General features: G+C 51.0%; 22 protein-coding genes. 13 read left to right on the top strand and 9 right to left on the bottom strand.

The features are described from left to right. Window positions 1-30: 30 nt before the first annotated feature. The 6 genes from hisS (at window position 31) to EYB30_RS11590 (ending at window position 7,370) form a co-directional block, all read left to right on the top strand. Window positions 31-1,305 carry a histidine--tRNA ligase gene (gene hisS, locus EYB30_RS11615; protein ID WP_166839071.1) on the top strand — a complete coding sequence of 425 codons (1,275 nt, stop codon included), beginning with the start codon at window positions 31-33 and terminating at the stop codon, window positions 1,303-1,305. Window positions 1,306-1,335: 30 nt separating this feature from the next. Next, complete coding sequence (locus EYB30_RS11610; protein ID WP_166839070.1) at window positions 1,336-1,971, top strand: YfgM family protein; 636 nt, start codon at window positions 1,336-1,338, stop codon at window positions 1,969-1,971. Window positions 1,972-1,981: 10 nt separating this feature from the next. Then, a complete protein-coding gene (gene bamB, locus EYB30_RS11605) occupies window positions 1,982-3,163 on the top strand; it encodes an outer membrane protein assembly factor BamB (protein ID WP_166839069.1) in 1,182 nt (393 codons plus the stop codon). Window positions 3,164-3,236: 73 nt separating this feature from the next. After that, a complete protein-coding gene (der, locus tag EYB30_RS11600) occupies window positions 3,237-4,715 on the top strand; it encodes a ribosome biogenesis GTPase Der (RefSeq protein WP_166839068.1) in 1,479 nt (492 codons plus the stop codon). A 10-nt stretch (window positions 4,716-4,725) separates the two neighbouring features. After that, a complete protein-coding gene (locus tag EYB30_RS11595; protein WP_166839067.1) occupies window positions 4,726-6,981 on the top strand; it encodes an arginine/lysine/ornithine decarboxylase in 2,256 nt (751 codons plus the stop codon). 128 nt (window positions 6,982-7,109) lie between these two features. Continuing rightward, complete coding sequence (locus tag EYB30_RS11590) at window positions 7,110-7,370, top strand: DUF2442 domain-containing protein (protein WP_166839066.1); 261 nt, start codon at window positions 7,110-7,112, stop codon at window positions 7,368-7,370. 40 nt (window positions 7,371-7,410) lie between these two features. Here EYB30_RS11590 and EYB30_RS11585 read toward each other — a convergent pair whose 3' ends face one another. Beyond that, window positions 7,411-7,797, bottom strand: coding sequence for a hypothetical protein (locus EYB30_RS11585; RefSeq protein ID WP_166839065.1), 387 nt, complete (start codon window positions 7,795-7,797; stop codon window positions 7,411-7,413). Window positions 7,798-8,069: 272 nt separating this feature from the next. On the opposite strand from EYB30_RS11585, the gene EYB30_RS11580 reads away from it, so the two are divergent. The 5 genes from EYB30_RS11580 (at window position 8,070) to EYB30_RS11560 (ending at window position 12,305) form a co-directional block, all read left to right on the top strand. Next, window positions 8,070-8,714 carry a hypothetical protein gene (locus EYB30_RS11580; protein WP_166839064.1) on the top strand — a complete coding sequence of 215 codons (645 nt, stop codon included), beginning with the start codon at window positions 8,070-8,072 and terminating at the stop codon, window positions 8,712-8,714. Between the two features lie 176 nt (window positions 8,715-8,890). After that, window positions 8,891-9,340, top strand: coding sequence for an SRPBCC family protein (locus EYB30_RS11575; RefSeq protein ID WP_166839063.1), 450 nt, complete (start codon window positions 8,891-8,893; stop codon window positions 9,338-9,340). A gap of 53 nt (window positions 9,341-9,393) precedes the next feature. Then, window positions 9,394-10,431: a linear amide C-N hydrolase gene (locus tag EYB30_RS11570; RefSeq protein WP_166839062.1), complete on the top strand. Its 1,038-nt coding sequence runs from the start codon at window positions 9,394-9,396 to the stop codon at window positions 10,429-10,431. 92 nt (window positions 10,432-10,523) lie between these two features. Beyond that, on the top strand, window positions 10,524-11,174 hold the full coding sequence (lepB, locus tag EYB30_RS11565; RefSeq protein ID WP_166839061.1) for a signal peptidase I: 651 nt from the start codon (window positions 10,524-10,526) through the stop codon (window positions 11,172-11,174). A 129-nt stretch (window positions 11,175-11,303) separates the two neighbouring features. Then, the gene (locus EYB30_RS11560; protein ID WP_166839060.1) at window positions 11,304-12,305 is read left to right on the top strand and encodes a sensor domain-containing diguanylate cyclase; all 1,002 of its coding nucleotides are present in this window, start codon (window positions 11,304-11,306) and stop codon (window positions 12,303-12,305) included. Between the two features lies 1 nt (window position 12,306). Here the strand turns inward: EYB30_RS11560 and prmA are convergent, their stop codons facing one another. From prmA to EYB30_RS11520, 8 genes are all read right to left on the bottom strand, one after another. Beyond that, window positions 12,307-13,191, bottom strand: a complete 885-nt coding sequence (gene prmA, locus EYB30_RS11555) for a 50S ribosomal protein L11 methyltransferase (protein ID WP_166839059.1) — start codon at window positions 13,189-13,191, stop codon at window positions 12,307-12,309. Between the two features lie 84 nt (window positions 13,192-13,275). Then, the gene (locus EYB30_RS11550) at window positions 13,276-13,824 is read right to left on the bottom strand and encodes a hypothetical protein (RefSeq protein ID WP_166839058.1); all 549 of its coding nucleotides are present in this window, start codon (window positions 13,822-13,824) and stop codon (window positions 13,276-13,278) included. Window positions 13,825-13,836: 12 nt separating this feature from the next. Further along, a complete protein-coding gene (locus tag EYB30_RS11545; protein ID WP_166839057.1) occupies window positions 13,837-15,120 on the bottom strand; it encodes an OmpA family protein in 1,284 nt (427 codons plus the stop codon). Then, the gene (locus EYB30_RS11540; protein ID WP_166839056.1) at window positions 15,120-16,673 is read right to left on the bottom strand and encodes a hypothetical protein; all 1,554 of its coding nucleotides are present in this window, start codon (window positions 16,671-16,673) and stop codon (window positions 15,120-15,122) included. The genes EYB30_RS11545 and EYB30_RS11540 overlap by 1 nt, the downstream gene beginning before the upstream one ends. Window positions 16,674-16,838: 165 nt before the next feature. After that, entirely contained in the window at window positions 16,839-18,182 is a 1,344-nt protein-coding gene (gene accC / locus EYB30_RS11535) for an acetyl-CoA carboxylase biotin carboxylase subunit (protein WP_166839055.1), read from the bottom strand. A gap of 16 nt (window positions 18,183-18,198) precedes the next feature. Further along, window positions 18,199-18,654 carry an acetyl-CoA carboxylase biotin carboxyl carrier protein gene (gene accB, locus EYB30_RS11530; protein ID WP_166839054.1) on the bottom strand — a complete coding sequence of 152 codons (456 nt, stop codon included), beginning with the start codon at window positions 18,652-18,654 and terminating at the stop codon, window positions 18,199-18,201. Window positions 18,655-18,677: 23 nt separating this feature from the next. Further along, window positions 18,678-19,133 carry a type II 3-dehydroquinate dehydratase gene (aroQ, locus tag EYB30_RS11525; protein WP_166839053.1) on the bottom strand — a complete coding sequence of 152 codons (456 nt, stop codon included), beginning with the start codon at window positions 19,131-19,133 and terminating at the stop codon, window positions 18,678-18,680. A 233-nt stretch (window positions 19,134-19,366) separates the two neighbouring features. Further along, window positions 19,367-21,166, bottom strand: a complete 1,800-nt coding sequence (locus EYB30_RS11520) for a protein-disulfide reductase DsbD (protein ID WP_241698015.1) — start codon at window positions 21,164-21,166, stop codon at window positions 19,367-19,369. Between the two features lie 274 nt (window positions 21,167-21,440). Between EYB30_RS11520 and EYB30_RS11515 the strand changes: the two genes are divergently transcribed. Beyond that, window positions 21,441-21,731: a co-chaperone GroES gene (locus EYB30_RS11515; protein ID WP_166839052.1), complete on the top strand. Its 291-nt coding sequence runs from the start codon at window positions 21,441-21,443 to the stop codon at window positions 21,729-21,731. A gap of 49 nt (window positions 21,732-21,780) precedes the next feature. Further along, a complete protein-coding gene (gene groL / locus EYB30_RS11510; protein ID WP_166839051.1) occupies window positions 21,781-23,418 on the top strand; it encodes a chaperonin GroEL in 1,638 nt (545 codons plus the stop codon). The last annotated feature ends 169 nt before the right edge of the window (window positions 23,419-23,587 follow it).

Here is a 23,587-nt window from a genome sequence, read left to right as displayed (position 1 = left end):
TTTTTAACTTAAACCGATGGAAGTTTAATTTTGTCGAAGCAAATTCAGGCCATTCGCGGCATGAACGATTGTCTGCCGCAGGATACGCCGGCCTGGCAATATGTTGAACAGATGCTGCGTCAGACTGTTGCCAGTTACGGCTACAGTGAGATCCGCTTCCCGATTGTTGAGATGACCGAGCTGTTTAAGCGCTCGATTGGCGAAGTTACGGACATTGTCGAAAAGGAAATGTATACCTTTGCCGATCGCAACGGCGACAGTTTAACGCTGCGCCCGGAAGGCACCGCCTGCTGTGTCCGCGCCGGCAACGAGCATGGTTTATTGTACAATCAGGAACAACGGTTGTGGTACACCGGGCCAATGTTCCGCCACGAGCGGCCGCAAAAAGGCCGTTACCGGCAGTTTCACCAGTTTGGTTTGGAGGCATTTGGTATTGCCTCGGCCGATATTGATGCCGAAGTGATCATGCTAAGCGCCCGCTTGTGGCAACAACTGGGGTTAACGCCCTATGTGAAGCTGGAGCTGAATTCGTTAGGTTCAAGCGACGCCCGTGCGGCCTACCGCGAGGCGTTGGTGGCCTACTTGGAGCAGCACAAGGCACAGCTGGATGAAGACAGCCTGCGCCGCATGTACAGTAACCCGCTCAGAGTGTTGGACAGTAAAAACCCGGCGTTGGCACAACTGCTAAGTGCGGCACCACAGCTGGCCGATTATCTCGACGAAGATTCAGCAGCGCACTTTGGCCGCTTAAAGCAGTTACTGACATTAGCTGGCATTGAGTATACCGTTAACCCGCGTTTAGTGCGCGGACTGGATTACTATAACAAAACCGTGTTTGAGTGGGTGACCACTGAGCTGGGTGCCCAGGGTACAGTTTGTGCCGGTGGCCGTTATGATGGTTTGGTTGAGCAGCTGGGCGGCAAAGCTACACCGGCAGTGGGTTTTGCGCTGGGGCTGGAACGGCTGGTACTGTTATTACAAACGCTGAATTTATTACCAACGTTAGCGCCGGCGGCTGAGATCTACCTGATGGCTTTAGGTGAGCAAGCGGAACTTGCTGCCCTTTCTGTTGCCGAAAGGCTGCGGGCGGACATGCCGGGCGCGCGCATTATGCAGCACTGCGGTGGCGGCAATTTAAAGAAACAAATGAAACGGGCAGATAAATCCGGCGCGGCTATTGGCCTGATTATCGGTGACGATGAATTGGCACGTGGCGAAATTACCGTGAAATGGTTACGTGAAGATAAACCGCAACAAACTGTCTTATTATCAGAACTGGCGAAAACGCTGGCTTTTGCAGCTTAACGGGCCTTAAACGTACAACGGAGTAATGTAGTGGAAATTTACAGCAGTGAAGAACAACAGGTAGAAGCCATCAAACGTTTTTGGCATGAATACGGCAAAGCCATTTTAGGTGGTGTGGTGTTGGGTTTGGCGGCGTTGTACGGTTTTCGTTTTTATCAGGCAGAACAACGTGGTGCCGCTGAAGCCGCATCCGTCAAATTTAGCCAGTTAGTTGAACAACGTGATGCCGCAGCGCCCAGTGACGATTGGCTGGCGCAGGCGCAGGGTTTTATTGCAGCATCTAACGGCGATAATTACACAGTACTGGCGGCCTTGTTGGCGGCAAAAGATGCGATAGCCTTACAGCAGTACGATAAGGCAGCGGAGCAACTGAACTGGGTATTGAGCCACAGCAAACAGCCTGAGCTATTAGCGGTAACGCAATTACGGCTGGCGCGGGTACAGCGTGAGCAGGGTAATCTGGATGCCGCCCTGAGCACATTGGCAAAGCCGATGCCAGAGAGTTTCGCTGCTATTCAGGCCGAATTAAAAGGCGATATTTTGCTGCAGTCAGATAAACCGGCAGACGCTAAAGCCGCCTATCAGCAGGCGTTGGACAGTGCAGGGCAAAATAAGCAATTGCTGCAAATTAAGCTGGATGAACTGGCCCACGTCACTGCAGTGTAAAGAGGTAAGCGTGAAATTACAGGTTAAACAGGCATTACTGCTGGCAGCCTTAGTGCTGGCAGGCTGTTCCAGTAAAGAAAAACTGGTGTTGCCGCCGGTCACCAACAGCATAGACCCGGACACAGTGTGGAGTAGCAGTGTTGGTTCAGGGGTGCAACATTATGAATCCAGCCTGACCCCTATTATTGTTAACGACACTGTGTATGCCGCCAGCCGCGAAGGTTTAGTGGCTGCGTTTGAATTGGCATCGGGCAAGCGCAAGTGGCAATTTGATTTACGCAAGCCAGATGGTGGCTCGGTTTGGCAAAGTATCAGCGAAGTGTGGTCGGGCGACAATGCCCGTATTTCCGGTGGCTTAAGTTACGGTTATGACAAGCTATACTTCGGCACTGAGAACGGCGATATGGTCGCCCTGTCAACTGACGGCAAACTGGTGTGGCGGGTTGAAGTTAAAGGTGAAGTACTGGCGGCACCGGCAGCCGGTGAAGGGTTAGTCGTTGTGGCAACCGGTGCCGGTACTTTGGTGGCCTTGCATCCGGATACCGGTGAGCAACGCTGGAAGTTCGAGAGCGAGCAGCCGGCATTAACGCTGCGCGGTGTCAGTGCACCGATCATTGAAGGCGGCGGCGTGATCTACGGCTCTGGTAGTGGTCATGTCGGCGTATTAATTGCCGAGCGTGGTTATCAGGCGTGGGAAGAGCAGGTTGCGGTACCTATGGGTAGCACTGATTTATCCCGTCTGGCTGATATTGATGCCAAGCCGATAGTGCAGGGCGGTGTGTTGTACAGTATTGGTTATAATGGTGCCTTAGTGGCGCAAGAGCTGCGCAGTGGCCGGCAGATCTGGAAGCGCGAATATGCCAGCTTCCGTGATATGGCGTTGCAGGGTGATACCTTGTACCTGGTCGATTCTGAAGGCCGTATTTATGCACTGGATGTGCGTAGCGGTACCGAGAAATGGTCACAGTTTGGGCTTAACAAGCACTATTTGACTGGCCCTACGGTATATAAAAATTATCTGGTGGTGGGCGATAACAAAGGCAATTTGCATTGGTTAGATCGCAACAGCGGCGACTTTGTTGCCCGTCAGAGTATGGATAGCTCAGGTTTTTACACTGAAGCGGTTAGCGACGGCAGTTATCTGCTGGTGCAAAGCCGCAATGGTGAACTAGTCTTATTACAAACGCCTTAAACCGTTAACGGCGGTTGAAGTTTTTTAAACAGGCCTGAATTGGGCCTGTTTTGTTATTTTTGAGGTGCACCTAATGTTGCCTGTCGTTGCCCTGGTAGGGCGAGCCAATGTCGGTAAGTCGACACTTTTTAACCGCTTAACCCGCAGCCGTGATGCGCTGGTAGCAGATTTCCCCGGGTTAACCCGCGACCGTAAATACGGCACGGTGAAATACGAAGGGCTGGAGTTTATTGTGGTCGATACCGGCGGTATCGATGGCAACGAACAGGGCATTGAAGTGGAAATGGCCGAACAGTCACTCAAAGCCATAGACGAGGCCGACGTGGTGCTGTTTATGGTGGACGCCCGGGTTGGCGCGACCGTGGGTGATGAAGCCATAGCGGCGCATATCCGCAAAGTTGAGAAAAAAGTGTTTGTAGTAGCCAACAAGACCGACGGTCTGGACGCAGATACCGCCGTTGCCGATTTTTACAGCCTGGGCTTGGGCGATGTGTACGCTATTGCTGCGGCCCACGGCCGCGGCGTGTCGGCGCTGCTAAACCGCGCTTTAGTCCCTTTGCTTAGCGAAGAACAGCAACAGGCTTTACAGGCTGAGCCGGCAGACGATGATACACCGGATCTGGAAACCCTGACCGACGCTGAGGCTGAAGCTGAAGCCGCGCGGCTGCGCAATGAACATATTAAGCTGGCGATTGTTGGCCGGCCTAACGTCGGTAAATCGACGCTGACCAACCGTATTCTCGGCGAAGAGCGGGTAGTGGTGTTTGATATGCCCGGCACCACCCGTGACGCTATTTATATTCCGATGCAGCGTAATGAGCGCGATTACACCCTCATCGATACCGCCGGTGTGCGCCGGCGCGGCAAAATTGATGATATGGTGGAAAAGTTCTCGGTAGTAAAAACTCTGCAGGCGATTGAAGATGCCAACGTGGTGATCCTGGTGCTGGATGCGCGTTTAGGCATTTCTGACCAGGACTTAAGCATCTTAGGCTTTGTACTCAATGCCGGCCGCTCACTGGTTATCGCCGTCAATAAATGGGATGGCTTAAACGACAGCATTAAAGATGAAGTAAAACGCGAGCTGGACCGTCGCCTGGGCTTTATCGACTTTGCCCGGCTGCATTTTATCTCTGCCTTGCATGGCTCCGGTGTCGGCAATTTATTTGAGTCGGTCGAAGAAGCTTTTGATTCTGCCACCAAACGCCACAGTACAGCGTTGTTAACCCGTATTATGAAAATGGCACAAGAAGATCACCAGCCGCCACTGGTGCATGGTCGCCGGGTAAAACTTAAGTATGCCCATGCCGGCGGTTATAACCCGCCGCTAATTGTGATCCACGGTAATCAGGTGGACGATCTGCCCGATTCGTATAAGCGCTATTTGATGAATTATTACCGCAAAGCGCTGCAAATGATGGGCACGCCTATCCGGGTTGAGTTCCGTGAAGGCGACAACCCCTTTGCACCAACGAAAAAGAACACTGAAACGCCGCTGCAGAAATATAAGCGCGAGCGGCTGATGAAAGCCCGTAAAAAGCTGGATCAATAAGGATACAGGCATGAACTTTCGCTTCCCGGTTATTGTTATCGATGAAGATTTTCGCTCAGAGAATATCTCCGGCTCCGGCATTCGCGATCTGGCGCAGGCGATTAGCAGCCATGGTTTTGAGGTGGTCGGTTATACCAGCTATGTCGATTTAAGCGCCTTTGCCCAGCAGGCCAGCCGGGCATCGTGCTTTATTTTATCGATTGATGATGAAGAGTTCGGTAGTGGCAGCGCCGAAGAAGTGGCTCAGGCACTGGGTGAGCTACGCACCTTTATTAAAGAAGTGCGTAAACGTAATGCCGATATTCCGATTTTTTTATACGGCGAAACCCGCACCACCCGCCATGTGCCAAATGACGTGCTGCGCGAGCTGCACGGCTTTATTCATATGTTTGAAGATACACCGGAATTTGTCGCCAAACATATTATCCGCGAAGCGAAAAAGTACCTGGATGCGTTAGCGCCACCGTTTTTTAACGCCTTGATGGATTACGCCTCTGACGGCTCTTACTCCTGGCACTGTCCGGGCCACTCTGGTGGCGTGGCATTTTTAAAAAGCCCGGTTGGTCAGATGTTTCACCAGTTTTTCGGCGAAAACATGCTGCGTGCCGATGTCTGTAACGCGGTAGACGAGTTAGGCCAGCTGCTGGACCACACAGGCCCGGTGGCGCAAAGCGAGCAAAATGCGGCACGCATTTTCAGCTGCGACCATTTATTTTTTGTGACCAACGGTACCTCTACGTCGAACAAGATGGTGTGGCACTCGGTAGTGGCACCGGGCGATATTGTGGTGGTTGACCGTAACTGCCATAAATCGATTTTACACTCGATTATTATGACCGGCGCGATACCGGTGTTCTTAATGCCGACCCGTAACCATTACGGCATTATCGGCCCGATCCCGAAAAGTGAGTTTTCACCCGAGGCAATTGCAAAGAAAATAGCGGCCAACCCCTTTGCCCGTAATGCCAAGAACAAAAAGCCGCGTATTTTAACCATTACGCAAAGTACCTACGACGGTATCTTGTATAACGTGGAAGAGATTAAGCAGGAATTGGGCTCAAGTATCGATACGCTGCATTTTGACGAAGCCTGGTTACCACACGCCAGCTTCCATGATTTCTACCAGAATATGCATGCCATCGGCAAAGACCGGCCACGCTCAGAAGACACGCTGGTGTTTGCCACCCAGTCTACCCACAAGTTGCTGGCCGGCTTATCGCAGGCATCGCAAATTTTGGTACAAAATGCCGAAAAACGTAGCCTGGATACACACCGCTTTAACGAATCTTACCTGATGCACAGCTCGACCAGCCCGCAATACGCCATTATTGCCAGCTGTGACGTGGCTGCGGCCATGATGGAGCCACCCGGCGGTACCGCGCTGGTAGAAGAAAGCTTGCTGGAGGCCATCGATTTTCGCCGGGCGATGCGCAAAGTGGATGCCGAATTTGGTGACGATGACTGGTGGTTCCGTGTCTGGGGCCCGGACGAGTTACCGGAAGAAGGCTTAGGCAGTCGCGATAACTGGACACTGCATGCCAAAGACAGCTGGCACGGTTTTGGCGCGATAGAGTCGGGTTTTAATATTCTCGACCCGATTAAAGCCACTATTATTACACCGGGTTTAAACCTGCACGGTCAGTTTGATGAGCAGGGTATACCGGCGGCTATTGTCAGCAAGTACCTGGCTGAACACGGTATTATTATCGAAAAAACCGGCCTGTACTCGTTCTTTATTATGTTTACCATCGGTATCACCAAAGGCCGCTGGAACTCCATGGTGACCGAGCTGCAGCAATTTAAAGACGACTACGACCAAAACCTGCCAATGTGGCGCGTGATGCCGGAATTCGCCAAAAAGCAGCCGCGCTATGAAAAAGTCGGCCTGCGCGATTTATGCCAGCAAATTCACAATATGTACCGCAAGTACGACGTGGCCAAAGTGACCACTGAGATGTACCTGTCGCATATTGAAACGGCTATGACACCGGCCGATGCCTGGGCCAAAATGGCACACCGCGAGATAGAGCGGGTTTCTATTGATGAAATCGAAGGCCGGGTTACTGCCATGCTGGTCACGCCGTATCCGCCGGGCATACCGTTGATGGTACCGGGCGAGCGCTTTAACAAAACCATTATTAACTACCTGCAGTTTACCCGCGCGTTCAACAGCGCCTTCCCGGGCTTTGAAACCGACGTGCACGGCCTGGTACGCGAACTGGTAGACGGTGAAGTGAAGTACTTTATTGATGTGGTAAAAGAGTAAGTATTTAGTTGTAAGTGTTGAGCGCTGAATGCTTAATAAAACCGGGTTGATGTGCAGCACCACCCGGTTTTTTATTTCGCTCAGTAAAAAGCACATTAGCCCACAACTTATTCCACAAAAGGTGAAAAATGTCCGCACTAACGGTAGTTAATGCACAGCATATAACGGGACATATTCTGGACATCAGCTTTAGCGATGGTCACAACGCTGTTGTCGACTTTGCACCCTTTATCTTCTGCGTTGGTCATCCGGATTACGAGCCGTATAAAAAGTTGGACAACTTTCTGGCCTACAAGCTGGCAGATGGAAACCTGAACTGGGATGATTATACGATGATTTTTCCGGTTGAAGATCTGTACCACAATCGTCTTATCAAGCGCCCGGCATAAAGGGCGCTACGCTATTCTGAGCGTTGATTATAACCAAACACTACTCCGGCAGTCGTTGTTTCAGCGCGTCCAGCAAAGCCTGCGCGCTTTGCTCAGTTGCCTTGCAAGATGCTTTGTCCAGATAAGCTGAGACCTGCGCATTTAAGCTGTTGTAAATATGGCTAGGTACTGTAGACGCTTGCTCTGCCAGCAGCTCTTGTTGCTCTGTCATGCCAATGACAAAACTCAGATCATCCTCGCTGGCCAGTGCTTTGGCGCCATCAGACAGATCAAACGCCAAGTTCATCAGCCGCTGCTTTTCCAGATCCGTAAACCCGATAGTATACTCGGCGCAGGTTAGCAGGGTGACAAAGGCCTTACCATGTTCAGTAAAGCCAGTAGCGGAAGGTTGGGCTGTAACTAATAACAAAGCGAGCCATGGCGTCATGTGTTTGCAGATACCTTTAAACGAATCAATTCGTACAGAAATATACAGCTAAACACGGCCAAAGCCACCAGATATTCCATAGGAAAAAACTCAGGTAAATCCAAATATTATTAAATTGACCAGATTACGCATTGATTACAGCATGCTAAGAGATGCGGCCCCATCCACCACATAACTTTGGGCTAAGTCTTCGCCTGAGTTTAACTGCTAGACTAACAATACTCAGTCTATTTGCTTGCCGTTAACCAAGCGACAGCGAAGGCCATATACAGATGATTTCCGACAGCAAAAAAGCCAGTTGGCTTAAATGGAGTGTGGGGGCGGTTATTGCACTGATTGGCGCCGCTGGCGGCGCGGTAGCCTTGTTAGAGTATCTGGACGCTAAACGTGCAGCGGCCGAAACACGCTATCAACAAGCGATTGCCACGTGGGATGCTTTTACACCTGCCGTTATTGGCCAAAATAAGCAGACCGAGATGCTTCTTGGGTGGTATATCGACCTCGATGTGGGACTGGTGGCAATGTCACTTACCGGTAGCGATTGGGATCTAAAATCTGACCTGGAGCTGATATATCGTGAGGAGGCAGGCAAGCAGCGGGCTGTCGGCACAAAGTGGGAGGGTTTACGAGCAAATACTAATGTGCAATGGGCACACTTGGGAGTGACAGAATTCAGTTTAGTTGGATATCGGGATGTTCGTGATGCAACATTTCAAACCGGAGGCTGGTTATATCGCTCGCACCCGACGGCGGCCCCTGGCCCGGGCTATATTTTTGCCATCAAAACGTCGGATAACAACGTAGCAAAAGTGCAGATAGTGCGCTATGAACCGCATAACAGTTACAGCCGGCGCATGTTTGTGCGATACGAGGTCTACCCGATAGTGGCGGATCCCCCTCGCCCGCGCCGGCCATAACGTCAACGGCAGCTTCGCCACTATAGGTAGAACTACCACCGATAGTTCAGCTAAAAACACCTAATCTGCAATGCAGTTAATGCTAAAGTTAAGCTTCAACAGCTTTGACGGAGTTACCTTATGCCTGAATTTAGCGGCCAGATTGGCCAAATAGCGCTGATCAAAGAGGACAAAGCATGCGTAATGTAAAACAACTTAACTTTAGTATTGTGATTAACGCGCCGGTACAAACGGTATGGCAGCGCATGTTATCTGATGTTGGTTACCGGCAATGGACGTCAGCCTTTTGTGAGGGGTCTTACTTTAAAGGTAGTTGGCAGCAGGGTGAGACGATGCGGTTTTTATCGCCGTCCGGTGATGGCATGGTGGCCACTATTGCCGAGCATATCCCACTGGAATGTCTGTCGATTAAACACCTGGGCTTTATCGTTGCCGGTGTCGATGATTTTACTAGCGACAAGGTGACCAGCTGGGCGCCAGCGTTTGAAAACTACCGTTTTCGCCAAGTCGATGGCGGTACCGAGCTGAGTATTGAGCAGGAAATAGCGCCAGAATATGAGCAGTATATGCAGGATAGCTGGCCTAAGGCGCTGCAAAAACTTAAAGCCTTATGCGAGCAAAATTAAAGCAATACGTTAGGCTGGTTTGATTACGTTAATAACTGTGTAGGTAACCGCTAATGAAAACTGTGATACTGCTGCTAAGTGCTTTATTCACTCTGGCGGCTACGCCAGTTGCAGACGCCTGCACCCGGGCGGTGTATAAAGGCCAGGACAACCTTATTCTTACCGCGCGCTCGATGGACTGGCGTGATGATATACCGGTAAACCTGTGGCTGTTTCCGCGTGGTATGCAGCGCCAGGGCGAGGTGGGTGCTAACTCTGTGCGCTGGACATCGAAATACGGCAGCGTGGTTGCCAGCGCTTTTGATATCGCCAGTGCCGATGGCATGAATGAAAAAGGCCTGGTGGCGAATTTACTCTGGCTGGTGGAATCGCGCTATCCCGCGTATGACGGCAAACAAGCCGGGCTCAGTGTTGCCGCCTGGGTGCAGTATATGCTGGACAACTTTGCCAGCGTGGCCGAGGCTGTAGCGGCAATGCAGGCAGAACCCTTTGTCGTGGTGTCATCGACAATTCCGGGCACCGACCGCTTTACTACGGTGCATTTGTCCTTGTCTGACGCCAGTGGGGATAACGCGGTGTTTGAATATATTGACGGTAAATTAGTGATCCACCATGACCCGTCATATACCGTAATGACCAACTCGCCGGTATTTGAAAAACAGTTGGCGATAAACGAATACTGGCAAGCGCTGGGGGGCACGACCATGTTGCCCGGCACTAACCGCGCGGCCGACCGCTTTGTGCGAGCTTCGTTTTACCTGGATGCAATACCCCAAACCAGTGATCCTGTACTGGCTGCCGCCAGTGTGTTTAGCGTAATTCGCAATACCTCAGTGCCTTTTGGTATTTCATCACCCACCGAGCCGAATATCTCTTCCACCCGCTGGCGCTCGGTGGCTGATCATAAGTCACTGCGTTACTACTTTGAAACCGCCCTTACGCCCAATACTTTTTGGGTAGAGCTGAGCCAGGCTGATTTTCGTCCCGGCCAGCCAGTGCGCAAGCTGGCATTGGATAACAACCAGACTTATGCAGGCAATACTGTTAAGCAGTTTAAAAAAGCGGCGCCGTTTCAGTTTGCCGGCTTATAGCCGCAGTGGTGTGTCGCGGCTAAATTTGCGTCAGATAAGAACTCTGGGCAACCCCTATGGTCATAACCGGCAGTTACTTAACGGAGTAAGTTATGGCTAAAGTATTACAATTGTGGCGCAGTAACCGCGGTTTTATCGTGTTCGTCTGTTTAATGTTCGTGTTCAGAAGTGCAGTAGCCGACTGGAACGACGTGCCGACGGGTTCCATGCAGCCTACCATCGAAATTGGCGACCGTATTCTGGTAAATAAAATGGCTTACGACTTGCGCCTGCCGTTTACCACAATGTCACTGATTAAGCATGCCGATCCTAAGCGCGGCGATATTGTCACTTTTATGTCGCAGGTGGCAGATAACCGGCTGGTAAAACGCGTTATAGGGGTACCGGGCGATATCGTCGAGATGCAACATAATGTGCTGACAATTAATGGTGAGCGCTTAACTTATCAGGCCGACACCGCTGGAGCGGGAGAAGCGCAACTGCTGACCGAGCAATTAGATGCGATAGCGCATAAAGTTAAGTTAGCGCCTTATTCCAGTGGCCGAGACAGCTTTAGTGCGGTTAAAGTTCCGCCAGGCCATTATCTGGTATTGGGCGACAACCGTGATAACAGCGCTGACTCAAGGGTGATTGGTTTTGTGCCGCGCAGCGAAATTACCGGCCGCGCCAGTACAGTGTTATTTTCGCTGGATTACGATAACTATTATTTACCTCGCAGTGCGCGCTTTTTCGCTGCACTGTGATGTTAAGTTGGCTGTGGTGTAGGCATGTGCTGGTTTGTGTGTTATCAGCACCAGAATGCGGCGGAGATTTGCCTGCTGGGTAAAGTGATGTTAGTTTTAAAACACAACCCAAATGGTAACTAGGCACTTATGGACGACATCCTGAAAGAGCTCAGTCAGTCAATAGACGGTGACGGTCTTGAACAACAGGTTAGGGCATTAATTCAGTTATTACAGCAGTCTACCGGTCTGGAGTCGGCGTATTTTACCCGCATAGATTTAAACAAAGGTGTACAGCACATAGTGTATTCACTAAACACCGGCCAGCTGCAGCTGAATGAGGGCCTGACGGTGGACTGGAACGATACACTATGCAAAAGAGCATTAGAGCAACAACAGTTTGTTACCAGCGACGTTAGCGCATGTTGGGGCGATTCCGCCGCCGCAGCAGAGTTAGGTATCAGCACTTACATTAGCGCGCCGGTGCAGCTGTCAGACGGACTGCTATACGGCACTGTCTGTGCGGCCAGCACAGAAAAAACTGTGGTATCGGCCGGTAGTGCGACCTTACTGCAACTGATTAGCCGCCTTATCGCCATGCAGGTTGAACGCGAACAATTACTGCAGCAACTGGCCCAGGAAAACCGCCAGTTTCGCAATGTGGCTTTAACCGATCCGTTGACGGGGCTGGGTAACCGGCGGGCACTGGAGAGCGAGTTACAACGTATGCTGGCCAATGGTCAGCGCAACGGCAGTGCTGTGTTTGTTGCTTATATCGACCTTGATGATTTTAAACGCATTAATGATCAATACGGTCATGATGCCGGCGACCGGTTTTTACTGGCCATCAGCGCCAGCTTACAGCAAGAGCGGCGTGAGGGTGATTTTATCAGTCGTATTGGTGGTGATGAGTTTGTTATTTTTGGCTTAATAACAGGCAATGATATCAGCCATGCAGCCAGGGCGTTGCGCGAGCAGATCTTTGATAGCACCAGAGGCAATTTTGATATTGCCGATACCATGCTGCATTACCAGGGCGCCAGCGTGGGGCTAGTGGTGGCGGCGCCGGGCGAGCAAATGAGTGAAATACTAAAACGTGCCGACGCTGAAATGTACCAACAGAAAAAAAAACGTTCCGCCCGACGACAATAATTTATTGTGTTTTGCGGCCGCTTAAACGCACCCATTCATCCTGCACAGCGATCGGGTCAAAACTGAATTCGTCGCTGTAGGCCTCTATCACACTTTGTGCCTGACTTTGTAAAATGCCCGACAGCGCCAGCACGCCACCCGGTTTAACGTAAGCACTGATAATCGCTTTCAACTCGGCCAGCGGGCCGGCCAGAATGTTGGCAACGACCACATCGGCCTGAAAATCTTTCGGCTGATCTTTGGGCAGATACAGCTCTATCTGACCTTCGACACTATTTCGTTTGGCATTGGCGGTGCTGGCTTCTATTGCTTGCGGGTCGATATCGACACCAATCACTCGTTTGGCCCCCAGTTTTAACGCCGCTATGCCCAAAATGCCGGAGCCGCAGCCAAAATCGACCACGGTTTGATCGGGTTGTATAGTGGCATCCAGCCATTGCATACAAAGTGCCGTCGTTGGGTGGGTGCCGGTACCAAAGGCTAGGCCCGGGTCCAGCATTACGTTTACTGCTGCAGGGTCAGGTATCTCACGCCAGCTCGGGCACACCCACAAACGCTTTCCAAACTTAATCGGGTGGAAGTTATCCATCCACTCGCGTTCCCAGTCTTTATCTTCCAGTTGCTCCAGTTTGTAATCTGGCTGTCCTTTAAAAAACGATACCTGATGCAGCTGCTTTAGTACCTTGTCCATTGGATGCTCAGCATCAAACAGACCAACGACGACGGTGTTGGCCCAGTACAGCACTTCACCCGGCATCGGCTCGTAAATGGGGGTGTCATGTGCGTCCAGAAAGCTCACCGCTTGCGCACCCCAGCCCATTAGCATATCGCTGACTTGTTCGGCTTTTTCTTCAGTGGTGCTAACACGCAGTTGGATCCAGGGCATAATCAGTCTCAGTACAGGTATACAGAAAAATTCGTCGCAGTTTACCTGAAATTCAGTATTCGTGCAGCCGTGGCGTAAACGGCGCTAAAAACCAAAGTGGCTAAAAATTTGCTCAGCCGTTTGCGTTAACCTGGTTTTACGCAGCGTTTTTTGCTCAGCAGAATCAGTTCTTATCGGGTGGCCACTGAGTAAGATAAAGGCTGTTTCATTATTGTTGTTGGCAAAGATAAACAGCTGCAGCTTATCTTTGCGCAAAATAGCGGTTACCGCCTGTTGGCTTGTTGGTAGTTGTTCAAAACGGCCACTGCCATATTGGTTGATTTGCGCCAACATGCCATCTCGCTCGGCATTGACTGCAGCGGCGTTGGCCATACTGCGAATACTGATCGTTAAAAGTGGCGTTTGCGCATTATTAGTAAATTTACAACGGGTTGCCTCTTTGCTGTTGCTCGCCTGCGCCTGATAGTCCGTCTTAAGCAGTTGCTGCCATTGTTCAGTGTTAAACCAGTTGCAGGGGGATTCATTCAGCGCTTTTGCCCAGTTAGCCCAGTTAAAACCTGATACCGGTTCTTCGGCTTGCAGTGGTGCAGTGCACAGCAACGCAGTGCTGATTAAGATGGCGCGCAGTCGCATGGCGCTCTCCTGTTAGCGTTTTAACCGGCTACCCGGTTTTATCAGTAAATCGACCCGGCGATTCAATGCCCGGCCTTCTTCGTCATCATTGCTGGCCACCGGCCGGCTTTCGCCATAGCCTTTTATACTGACCTGCTGCGCTGACAGCGTTAACCCTGGCGCCAGATACTGCCAAACGGACATAGCGCGTTGCTCGGACAGTAACTTGTTATCGCTATCCGAGCCAGTGCTGTCGGTATGGCCCTCTACCGTCACGCGGATATCGGGGCCATAAGCGGCAACTTTGGCCAATAGTTCATCCAGCGCCGTTTTGGCTTCGGGTTTTAGCTGGTATTTACCGACATCAAATAGCAAGGCGCTATCCAGCGATAAGCGGATCTCGGCACCAACAGCGGCTATCGCATCAATATCGGCGCCACTGTGCATGCCACCACAGCTTTTACCGGCGTTACGCAACCGCACATAATTGTAGTGCTCGCCTGCTGCCACCAAACCGTTAATATCAACATCAGAGCGTGCGCCTTCAATTACGCCTACCTCCAGCCAACTGCTGCCATCCTGCGAGATCGCCAGTTCGGTTTTCTCGACAAAGGGGCCGACTTCAAAAATGTATAAATCCGGCCCGGCGACATCAACCAGTACATTGTCGGTAAACTGTACTAGCAACTCGCCATCACAGCCAATCGAGATAAAATCCGGGGATTGCGTAGCGCGGTAATCCGGTTCGCCCAACGCTTTAGCGGGGTTATTGAACGGCACTTTTGATGGCTTTTCGCCCGGCGTAAAAGCCACGACCCGGTCGGCAAACGACAGCTCGGCCAGCGGTAAACAGATTTCCCGTTTGCCAGCGCCATACACCAGGCCGGGGCAGTCATCGGACTGGCGACCACCCACCAGGCTGGGCTGCTGTGCGGCTTCACGTTGCTGCAGTATTTTGCGGATATGGCCGGCGTTAACTTTGCCTTTAGCGGTTTGCGCCACCATTTGTGCTATTTCTTCAGCGCTAAATTGCCCGGTGGCACCGGTTTGTTCCAGCTCGTCGGCAAAGTTACGGCCATGCTTAGTCAGGCTGCCACCAGCATCAATAATCAGCTGCTCTAATTCCGCAGTAGTTAACGGTGTTATGTCACCCTCTGCTGCAAGTGACAAAGCCTGCTTGGCGCCGGGTGTTACATCAATCAGGCGCTGGGTTGACGCTTTTAGCGGGTGTGGCTTTGGCGGGGGGGTATTGTCTGCTTGCCCGGCTATGACAGCGCAAGGTAGCAACAGCAATAACGCGGTATACTTAAGCGGCATTAGTCGCTCCTTTTATAGCTGATGGCCATAGTATTATAAAAAAATAAACCGCTGGTCTGGCGCCACATTGGGTTGTCGTTAAAGTTGGTTTCGCACTGGCCGATGCGGTCTAAAATGCTGCTGAGTTTATTGTTCAATTCAGGTAATTTATTGTCATACGCTTGTTTGGTTTTACTAAATGTTTGATTAATTGCGTACTTTTGTGCTGCCCAGGTATTTTCTATCAGGCTGTGAGGTTTTGGGGCCTTGTCGCCCAGCGTAATAACATTATTGACGTAGTCTTTGGTGCTGCGGTAATACACGCGTAGCTTCTCATACAGCAACAGCTGGTTTTCCAGATCTTGTAGCGGCTGCGCATAGCATTGCTGGCAGCGCTCGAAGTTTTCCCACTGCGCATCGCCATCGCGGATCAGACCATCGCCATCAATCTGTGGCGGTTTACAGCTAAGCGCAAGGGCAGGGAAGTTGTCGGCATCGGGCTCGTTTTGCCTGTCCTGTTCCAGCAAATACTGCAGCCGCTCCAGTTCAGCGCGGTTATTATCAACTTGCTGTGCCAAATCAGCAATACGTTGCTCGGCTTGTGCCAAGCGGTCGCTATACTCTGCCGCTGGCTCAGATGAAGCATCGACAGCCGTGTCCGGTTTACTGTCAGCGTCAGTATTGTCTTTCGGAACAGCTGCTACATCATCTTTTGGCGCACTGCCAGCGTTGTCGGTAACACGCGCTTTATCTTTATCATCCGGAGTGGCGCTGGCGGCTTTGTTTTTATCCATCGGCTCGGTTGCCGCGGGTTTGGCATCTGCTGGTATCTCGTATGGGTCGGGTGCCGGCTGCGCCGTTGCGGCGGGTTTAGGTTTTTCTTTATCCTTATCTTGCGCACTGAGCGGTGGGCTGGCCACAACGAGCATTGCCGATACCAACGCGGCGGCGAGCACCGCATTAGCGGCAGGTTTTTTGAGGTGCCTAAAGAGTAAAAAAGCGATACTTGCCAGTAAGGCGACCACGGCTAGCTGCCACCACTGCACGCTGCTATCAGCATGCGGGCGCTGTTGCTGTGTGGTGTCGGCGGATGGTCGGTTATAAAAACTGACCAGAGGTTTAGCGACAGGCTCGCCTTGCCAGATCAGTAAAGTGGCTTTGCTGCTGGTATCGGCGTGCGGCCTGATACGGATCCCGACATCGCCGTAAGCGCGACCGCTATAGTTAAAATCACCACCTTGCAAACTGGCCTGATGCTCGGCTTTCATCCAACTTAAGCGGTGCAACGAAATCGTAGCGGCTAATGTTGGATCGGCACTAATCAGTTGTATTGACAGGGGGGCGGCCGGGTTTAAGCCACGCACATAAAAGCGCTGCTCTTTGTCTTCTTTAATGCTGAATTCATGCTTTTGCCACAGCCCGGGCTTGTCTGGCACGGCAGCCAGTTTCAGTTGCACGGCGTGGGTTTTATCACCTGGCGCCGCCATGGGCTGCGCATTGACGGCTAACGTGAAGGTATACAGTGCAGCAGCCAGCAGATAACGGTTGTAGCAGCGGCGAAACATTAGCGTCATATATCCTCCGTGACAATAACTAGCCAAAGCTGCTTAAACCTAGTGCAAATTAACCTTTTTGTCACAGAAAATTTAGCGGGAAGTTGAAAAGCTGATGATATCTAACGCAAAAGAAAACCGCCGATAACGGCGGTTTTCACAGAGCAGGAACAGGTGCTGAGCGGGTTATTTAATGCCCAGCTTATGTTCCAGATAGTGGATATTGGTGCCACCCTGGCAGAAACCTGCGTCGCGCATAATATCTTTATGCAGCGGGATATTGGTTTTTATGCCTTCTACCAGTAATTCGTCCAGTGCGTTACGCATGCGGGCGATGGCAATATCTCGCGTTTCACCGTAAGTAATCAGCTTACCGACCATTGAATCGTAGTTTGGCGGTACGCTGTAATCGGCATAGATATGTGAATCCCAGCGGATACCGTTACCACCTGGCGGGTGGAAGCGGGTGATCTTGCCCGGCGATGGCATGAAGGTTTTTGGATCTTCAGCGTTAATACGGCACTCTACCGCGTGGCCACGAATAACGATATCTTCCTGCTTAATGGTCAGTGGCATGCCCGAGGCGATGCGCAGCTGCTCTTTAATCAGGTCAACGCCGCTGATCATCTCGGTTACCGGATGCTCTACCTGAATACGGGTGTTCATCTCGATAAAGAAGAACTCGCCGTTTTCAAACAGGAACTCGAAGGTGCCGGCGCCGCGGTAGTTCATTACCTTACAGGCATCCACGCAGCGGCCACCGATAAAGGCGCGCAGCTCTGGTGTAATGCCCGGTGCCGGTGCTTCTTCGACCACTTTCTGGTGGCGGCGCTGCATCGAGCAGTCACGTTCACCTAAGTGAATCGCATTACCCTGGCCATCGGCTAATACCTGAATTTCGATATGACGAGGGTTCTCAAGGAATTTCTCCATGTATACCATGTCATTACCAAAAGCGGCTTTTGCTTCGGCTTTGGTCATTTCGATAGAGCTAACCAGTTCTTCTTCGCTGCGCACCACGCGCATACCACGGCCACCGCCGCCGCCAGCGGCTTTAACGATAATCGGGTAGCCGATACGTTTGGCAATGGCTTTATTGGTGTCGGCATCATCGCCAACCGCGCCGTCAGAGCCCGGTACACAAGGTACACCGGCCTTTTTCATCGCTTCAATCGCCGATACCTTGTCACCCATTAAGCGGATAGATTCCGGGTGTGGGCCAATAAATACCAGGCCGCTTTCTTCTACCTGCTGGGCAAAGTCAGCGCGCTCGGCTAAGAAACCGTACCCCGGGTGGATCGCCTGGGCATTGGTCACTTCAGCCGCGGCAATCAGCGCCGGGATATTTAAGTAGCTTTGTGGTGACGGCGCCGGGCCAATACAAATGGTTTCGTCGGCCAGCAGCACATGTTTTAAATTACGGTCTACCGTAGAGTGTACGGCCACCGTTTTAATGCCCAGCTCTTTGCAGGCGCGTAATATGCGCAGTGCAATTTCGCCGCGGTTGGCAATCAGTACTTTTTCTAGCATCAGTCTGCCTTTTGCGTTATTCGATCACGAACAGAGGTTGATCAAACTCAACCGCATCGCCGTTCTCTACCAGAATTTCTTTTACCACACCGGCCTTGTCAGACTGGATCTGGTTCATCATTTTCATTGCTTCAACGATACACAGGGTATCGCCTGCTTTTACGCTCTGGCCTACTTCAACAAAGGCTTTTGCCGTAGGTGAGGCTGCACGGTAGAACGAACCCACCATAGGTGACTTCACTACATGGCCGCTAATGGCTTTTGGTGCTTCGGCGGCAGGGGCTGCAGCCGCCGGTGCTGCGGCCGGAGCCTGTTGTTGCGGTGCCGGCGCATAGTGCTGCATAGGCGCGTAGTGCTGGGCCGGGCCATTACGGCTGATGCGCACTGACTCTTCACCTTCAGTGATCTCAAGCTCAGAAATGCCTGACTCTTCTAACAGCTCGATCAATTTTTTAATCTTTCTAATATCCATGTCTTTTTAGCCTGATTTAGTTATTACTGTTTGGTTGTTTGTAACGCTGCTACCGCCGCATCAAGAGCGTAGTGATAACCCTTGGCCCCCAGACCACAGATCACCCCTTTGGCGATATCAGATAAATACGAGTGGCGGCGAAAACTTTCGCGCGCATGTACATTAGATAAATGCACTTCAATAAAAGGTATGGCCACCGCCAGCAGGGCATCACGAATGGCCACACTGGTATGGGTAAAAGCACCGGGATTAATCAGAATATAATCCTGCTGGCCCAGGCTTTGCTGAATGGCTGTTACCAATTCGTGCTCGGCGTTCGATTGTAAGTGCGTCAGTTCGACACTTTTCGCCGCTGCCTGTTCCGTCAGGTCATTAATAATAGTATCAAGCGTAGCGGCACCATACACTGCTGGTTCACGCACGCCCAACATATTCAGGTTAGGGCCATTTAGAACTAAAATCCGATAAGTTGCCGCCATTTGTGCGTTATTCCCGCTAATTGTTGTGATCCGGCACTATCTTGCCAAAGCTAAGCGGTAATTGCATCTGTTTGACGAAAATCTGTCACACTCAGTGCCATTGGCTTAACGTTAGCGCCTTATTATAGTGAAATCGTGACAAATGGCAGCAAAATACTGGTCTTATCAGCCAGAAGGCCGGTGGCAGTAGGCGGCGCTGTCAAAAAGCGCCGCCCTGAAAGGGATGGATAGGGTTATTGTTGCAGTTGGGCCAGGTGGGCGGCAAACTCAGTGGCGTTCATAAAACCGGTTACCCGGGCACTGCTTAGCTCTTCGCCCTGTGGGCTGAAAAACAATAGCGTGGGCAGGCCCAGCACCTGGTAGTTCTCCAGTAAAGCCTGATCTTTACGCGTCATCTTAGTGACATCGACTTTAATCAGCTGCATCTTTTGCATTTGTGCCTGCACCTCTGGTTTAGGAAAGGTTAAATGCTCAAACTCTTTACAGGCAATACACCAGTCGGCATACAGATCCACCAGGGTATAGCGCTGACCGCTGTCAGCAATTTTTTGCTTCAATTCCTCCAGCGTGCCCACCAGTTCAAAGCCCTGCTGCTGGCCTGCCGTCGCCACAGCGCCGCTTGCTACCGGCGCAGGCCACCAGTAGCGTACGTTAAGTAAAATAGCGCCAATTAACAGTACCTGGCCGACAATTAACACACTAGCTTTCGCCGTGGCGCTTTGCAGGCTAAACAGGGTGCGGTACAAATAGATAACAAAGCACAGCAGCAACAGCGAACCCGCTGCCAGTACATAGCCAAATGGCAGCATACGCTCAAGTAAAATCAGCGGTACTGCTAACAGTAAAAAGCCAAAAGTGGTTTTTACTGCATTCATCCAGTTACCGGCTTTGGGTAGCAGTTTCCCACCGGAGCTACCCAGCAGCAGCAACGGCAGGCCCATGCCTAAGCTTAAAATGTAAAGTGTAATGGCGCCCAGCAATAAATCACCACTTTGTGCGACATACAGTAGCGCTGCTGATAATGGCGCTGTGGTGCAGGGCGAAGCAATCAGGCCCGACAGCGCACCCATGGTAAAGGCGCCTTTATGTGAGCCGCCTTGCTGCTTATTACTGACGTTACTGATTTTTTCCTGCCAGCTAGACGGCAGGCTTAAGTTAAACACACCAAACATTGCCAGCGCCAGCAGCACAAAAATAATGCTGGCAACGATCAACACCGCCGGGTGCTGCATATAGCCCTGAAATTTAACGCCCAAACTGGCAACCACTAAACCCAGCAACGAATAAGTAATGGCCATGCCCTGCACATAAGAAAACGACAGCGTAAAAGCACGTTTATTGGATAACTGCTTACCCTGACCAACAATAATGCTGGTTAAAATCGGGTACATCGGGAATACGCAGGGCGTAAAGGCCAGGCCTAAACCGAGTAAAAAGAAACCGGCCAGGGTAGCTAAACTTGCGCCATCACTGAGTTTTTCTGCCAGCGTATTCTGGCTGGAAACCGGTGTGCTTGCCGGGGTGGTGCTGCTGTCTGCACTGTTTGTGCTGCCGCCCGATGCAGCACTTAGCGCCACTAATGGCAGCTCTTTGGTTACCGGTGGGTAGCAAAGCCCGGCTTCGGCGCAGCCCATATACTGAAGTTTAAATACCGCGTCTTCGCTGACATCAGTCAGTGGAATGCGCAGTGTCAGCTGATGAAAGTAGACGTCGGTCACGCCGAAAAACTCATCTTCTATCGTCATACTGGCCGGATAGCTGGGATGAGAAAAACTGACCGCTACGCCGCCTAACTTAATTTTATCTTTATATAAATAGTAGCCATCGGCGATGGTCCAGCTGACAACGAGCTCGTCTTTTTGCTGAACAAAATCAAACACAAAGGCTTGTTCGACCGGTAAAAATTGATCATCAGGTTTCAGTAAACTGTCCAGCACTGCGTTTTGTTGCGCTTGCAGCGTTGGCGCCAGCACACTTAAACAGAGTAACAATGGCATCAAAAACACTTTAAACATCAGCTTATACTTCCTCATAAACGCCACCGTGGGGGGCTGACGTTACATTAGCATGGCAGCGGTATACGGCGATAGCCGCGCTCTGGCTTGCTGAATGCGACCAGCAGCACAGTGGCACAGACCAGCGCCAGTGCAGCTTTATTTCAGTAAGCACGAAATTAACTGCTTTGGCTTAAGCGCAAATTAAGAAATTTTAACTTTGCCCCTTGGATTTTTTTCATCGTTACCCCATATACCGAGCACACAATTTAACACCCATGTTAAAACACTAAAACGCTTTAGGAGATAGAGCATGAATATTCGTCCTTTACATGATCGTGTCATCATCAAACGCTTAGAAGCTGAGAGTAAATCAGCAGGTGGCATCGTCTTAACGGGCGCTTCAGCGGAAAAATCTACCCGTGGTGAAGTTGTCGCAGTAGGCCAGGGCCGCGTGTTAGACAACGGCGATGTTAAACCGTTAGACGTAAAAGTTGGTGACAAAGTGATCTTCGGTGCTTATGTAGAGCGCACTGAAAAAATTGATGGTCAGGAATATGTTATCACCAAAGAAGACAATATCTTAGGTGTGATTCTGGACTAAGTCTGCACGAACTGTTTAACGTATTAACTGAATTGTAAGGATTAGAAAAATGGCTGCAAAAGACGTACGTTTTGGCGATGAAGCCCGTAATAAGATGTTAAAAGGCGTAAACGTGCTGGCAAATGCTGTGCGCGTAACCTTAGGCCCGAAAGGCCGTAACGTGATTCTGGATAAATCTTTCGGCGCGCCGCTGATCACCAAAGACGGTGTGTCAGTTGCCAAAGAAATTGAGCTGGAAGACAAGTTTGAAAACATGGGCGCGCAAATGGTGAAAGAGGTTGCCTCTAAAGCCAATGACGAAGCCGGTGACGGTACCACTACTGCCACAGTACTGGCGCAAAACATCATCAATGAAGGTGTGAAAGCGGTTGCTGCCGGCATGAACCCAATGGACTTAAAACGCGGTATCGACAAAGCGGTTGTTGCTGCGGTTGAGCAATTAAAAGCGCTGTCTCAGCCATGTGCTGATAGCAAAGCCATTGCGCAGGTTGGTACTATCTCTGCAAACTCTGATGACGAAATCGGCCAGATCATTGCCAGCGCAATGGATAAAGTGGGCAAAGAAGGCGTAATCACGGTTGAAGAAGGCCAGGGTTTAGCTAACGAGCTGGACGTGGTTGAAGGTATGCAGTTTGACCGTGGATACTTATCACCGTACTTCATCAACAACCAGGAAGCTGGCCAGGTAGAACTGGACAACCCATATATCCTGACCGTTGACAAGAAAATCTCTAATATCCGTGAGCTGTTACCGGTATTAGAAGGTGTTGCTAAGTCAGGCAAGCCGCTGTTAATTATTGCTGAAGACGTTGAAGGTGAAGCCTTAGCGACGCTGGTCGTGAACAATATGCGCGGTATCGTGAAAATCTCTGCGGTGAAAGCACCAGGCTTTGGCGACCGTCGCAAAGCGATGCTGCAGGATATCGCTACCCTGACTGGCGGTACCGTGATTTCTGAAGAAATCGGTATGGAACTGGAAAAAGCGGGCCTGGAAGAGTTAGGTACTGCTAAGCGCGTCGTGATCACTAAAGACAACACCACCATTATTGATGGTGCCGGTGAGCAAGCAGCTATTGATGGCCGCGTGAAGCAAATCCGTCAGCAAATTGAAGAAGCCACCTCTGACTACGATAAAGAAAAACTGCAAGAGCGTCTGGCCAAGCTGGCTGGCGGTGTTGCGGTAATCAAAGTGGGTGCGGCGACTGAAATTGAAATGAAAGAGAAAAAACACCGCGTTGAAGATGCGCTGCACGCTACCCGTGCTGCGGTTGAAGAAGGCGTAGTGCCTGGCGGTGGTGTAGCCCTGGTACGTGTTGCTGCCAAGCTGGCAGACCTGCGTGGTGCTAACGAAGATCAGAACCACGGTATTAAGATTGCGCTGCGCGCGATGGAATCACCACTGCGTCAAATCGTGGATAACGCTGGTGAAGAGCCTTCAGTAGTAGTGAATCAGGTGAAATCTGGCACTGGCAACTACGGTTACAATGCGGCCAGCGGCGAATACGGCGATATGCTGGAAATGGGTATTCTGGACCCAACTAAAGTTACCCGCTCAGCACTGCAGTTTGCTGCATCAGTAGGCTCACTGATGATCACCACTGAAGCGATGGTAACTGAACTGCCGAAGAACGATGCACCGGCAATGCCTGATATGGGCGGCATGGGTGGCATGGGCGGCATGATGTAATCGCCACGTAAGTGCTTACTTACCCTAAAAGCCCTGGCAATTGCCGGGGCTTTTTTCTAACGAGAACAATTGGCTACATTTTTATACAAAACAGTTCAGTCAGGGCTCAGGTATCAGGGTTATAGTTAGGCCAGTGACTAAACTTATTGCTGGCTATCGCTTCTAAGAT

The sequence above is a fragment of the Rheinheimera pleomorphica genome (genome assembly GCF_011634895.1).
In the GTDB taxonomy this organism is placed as follows: Bacteria; Pseudomonadota; Gammaproteobacteria; order Enterobacterales; family Alteromonadaceae; genus Alishewanella; species Alishewanella pleomorphica.
Note: the sequence above shows the minus strand (reverse complement) of the source record. Positions and strands in the feature narration are given on the sequence as shown.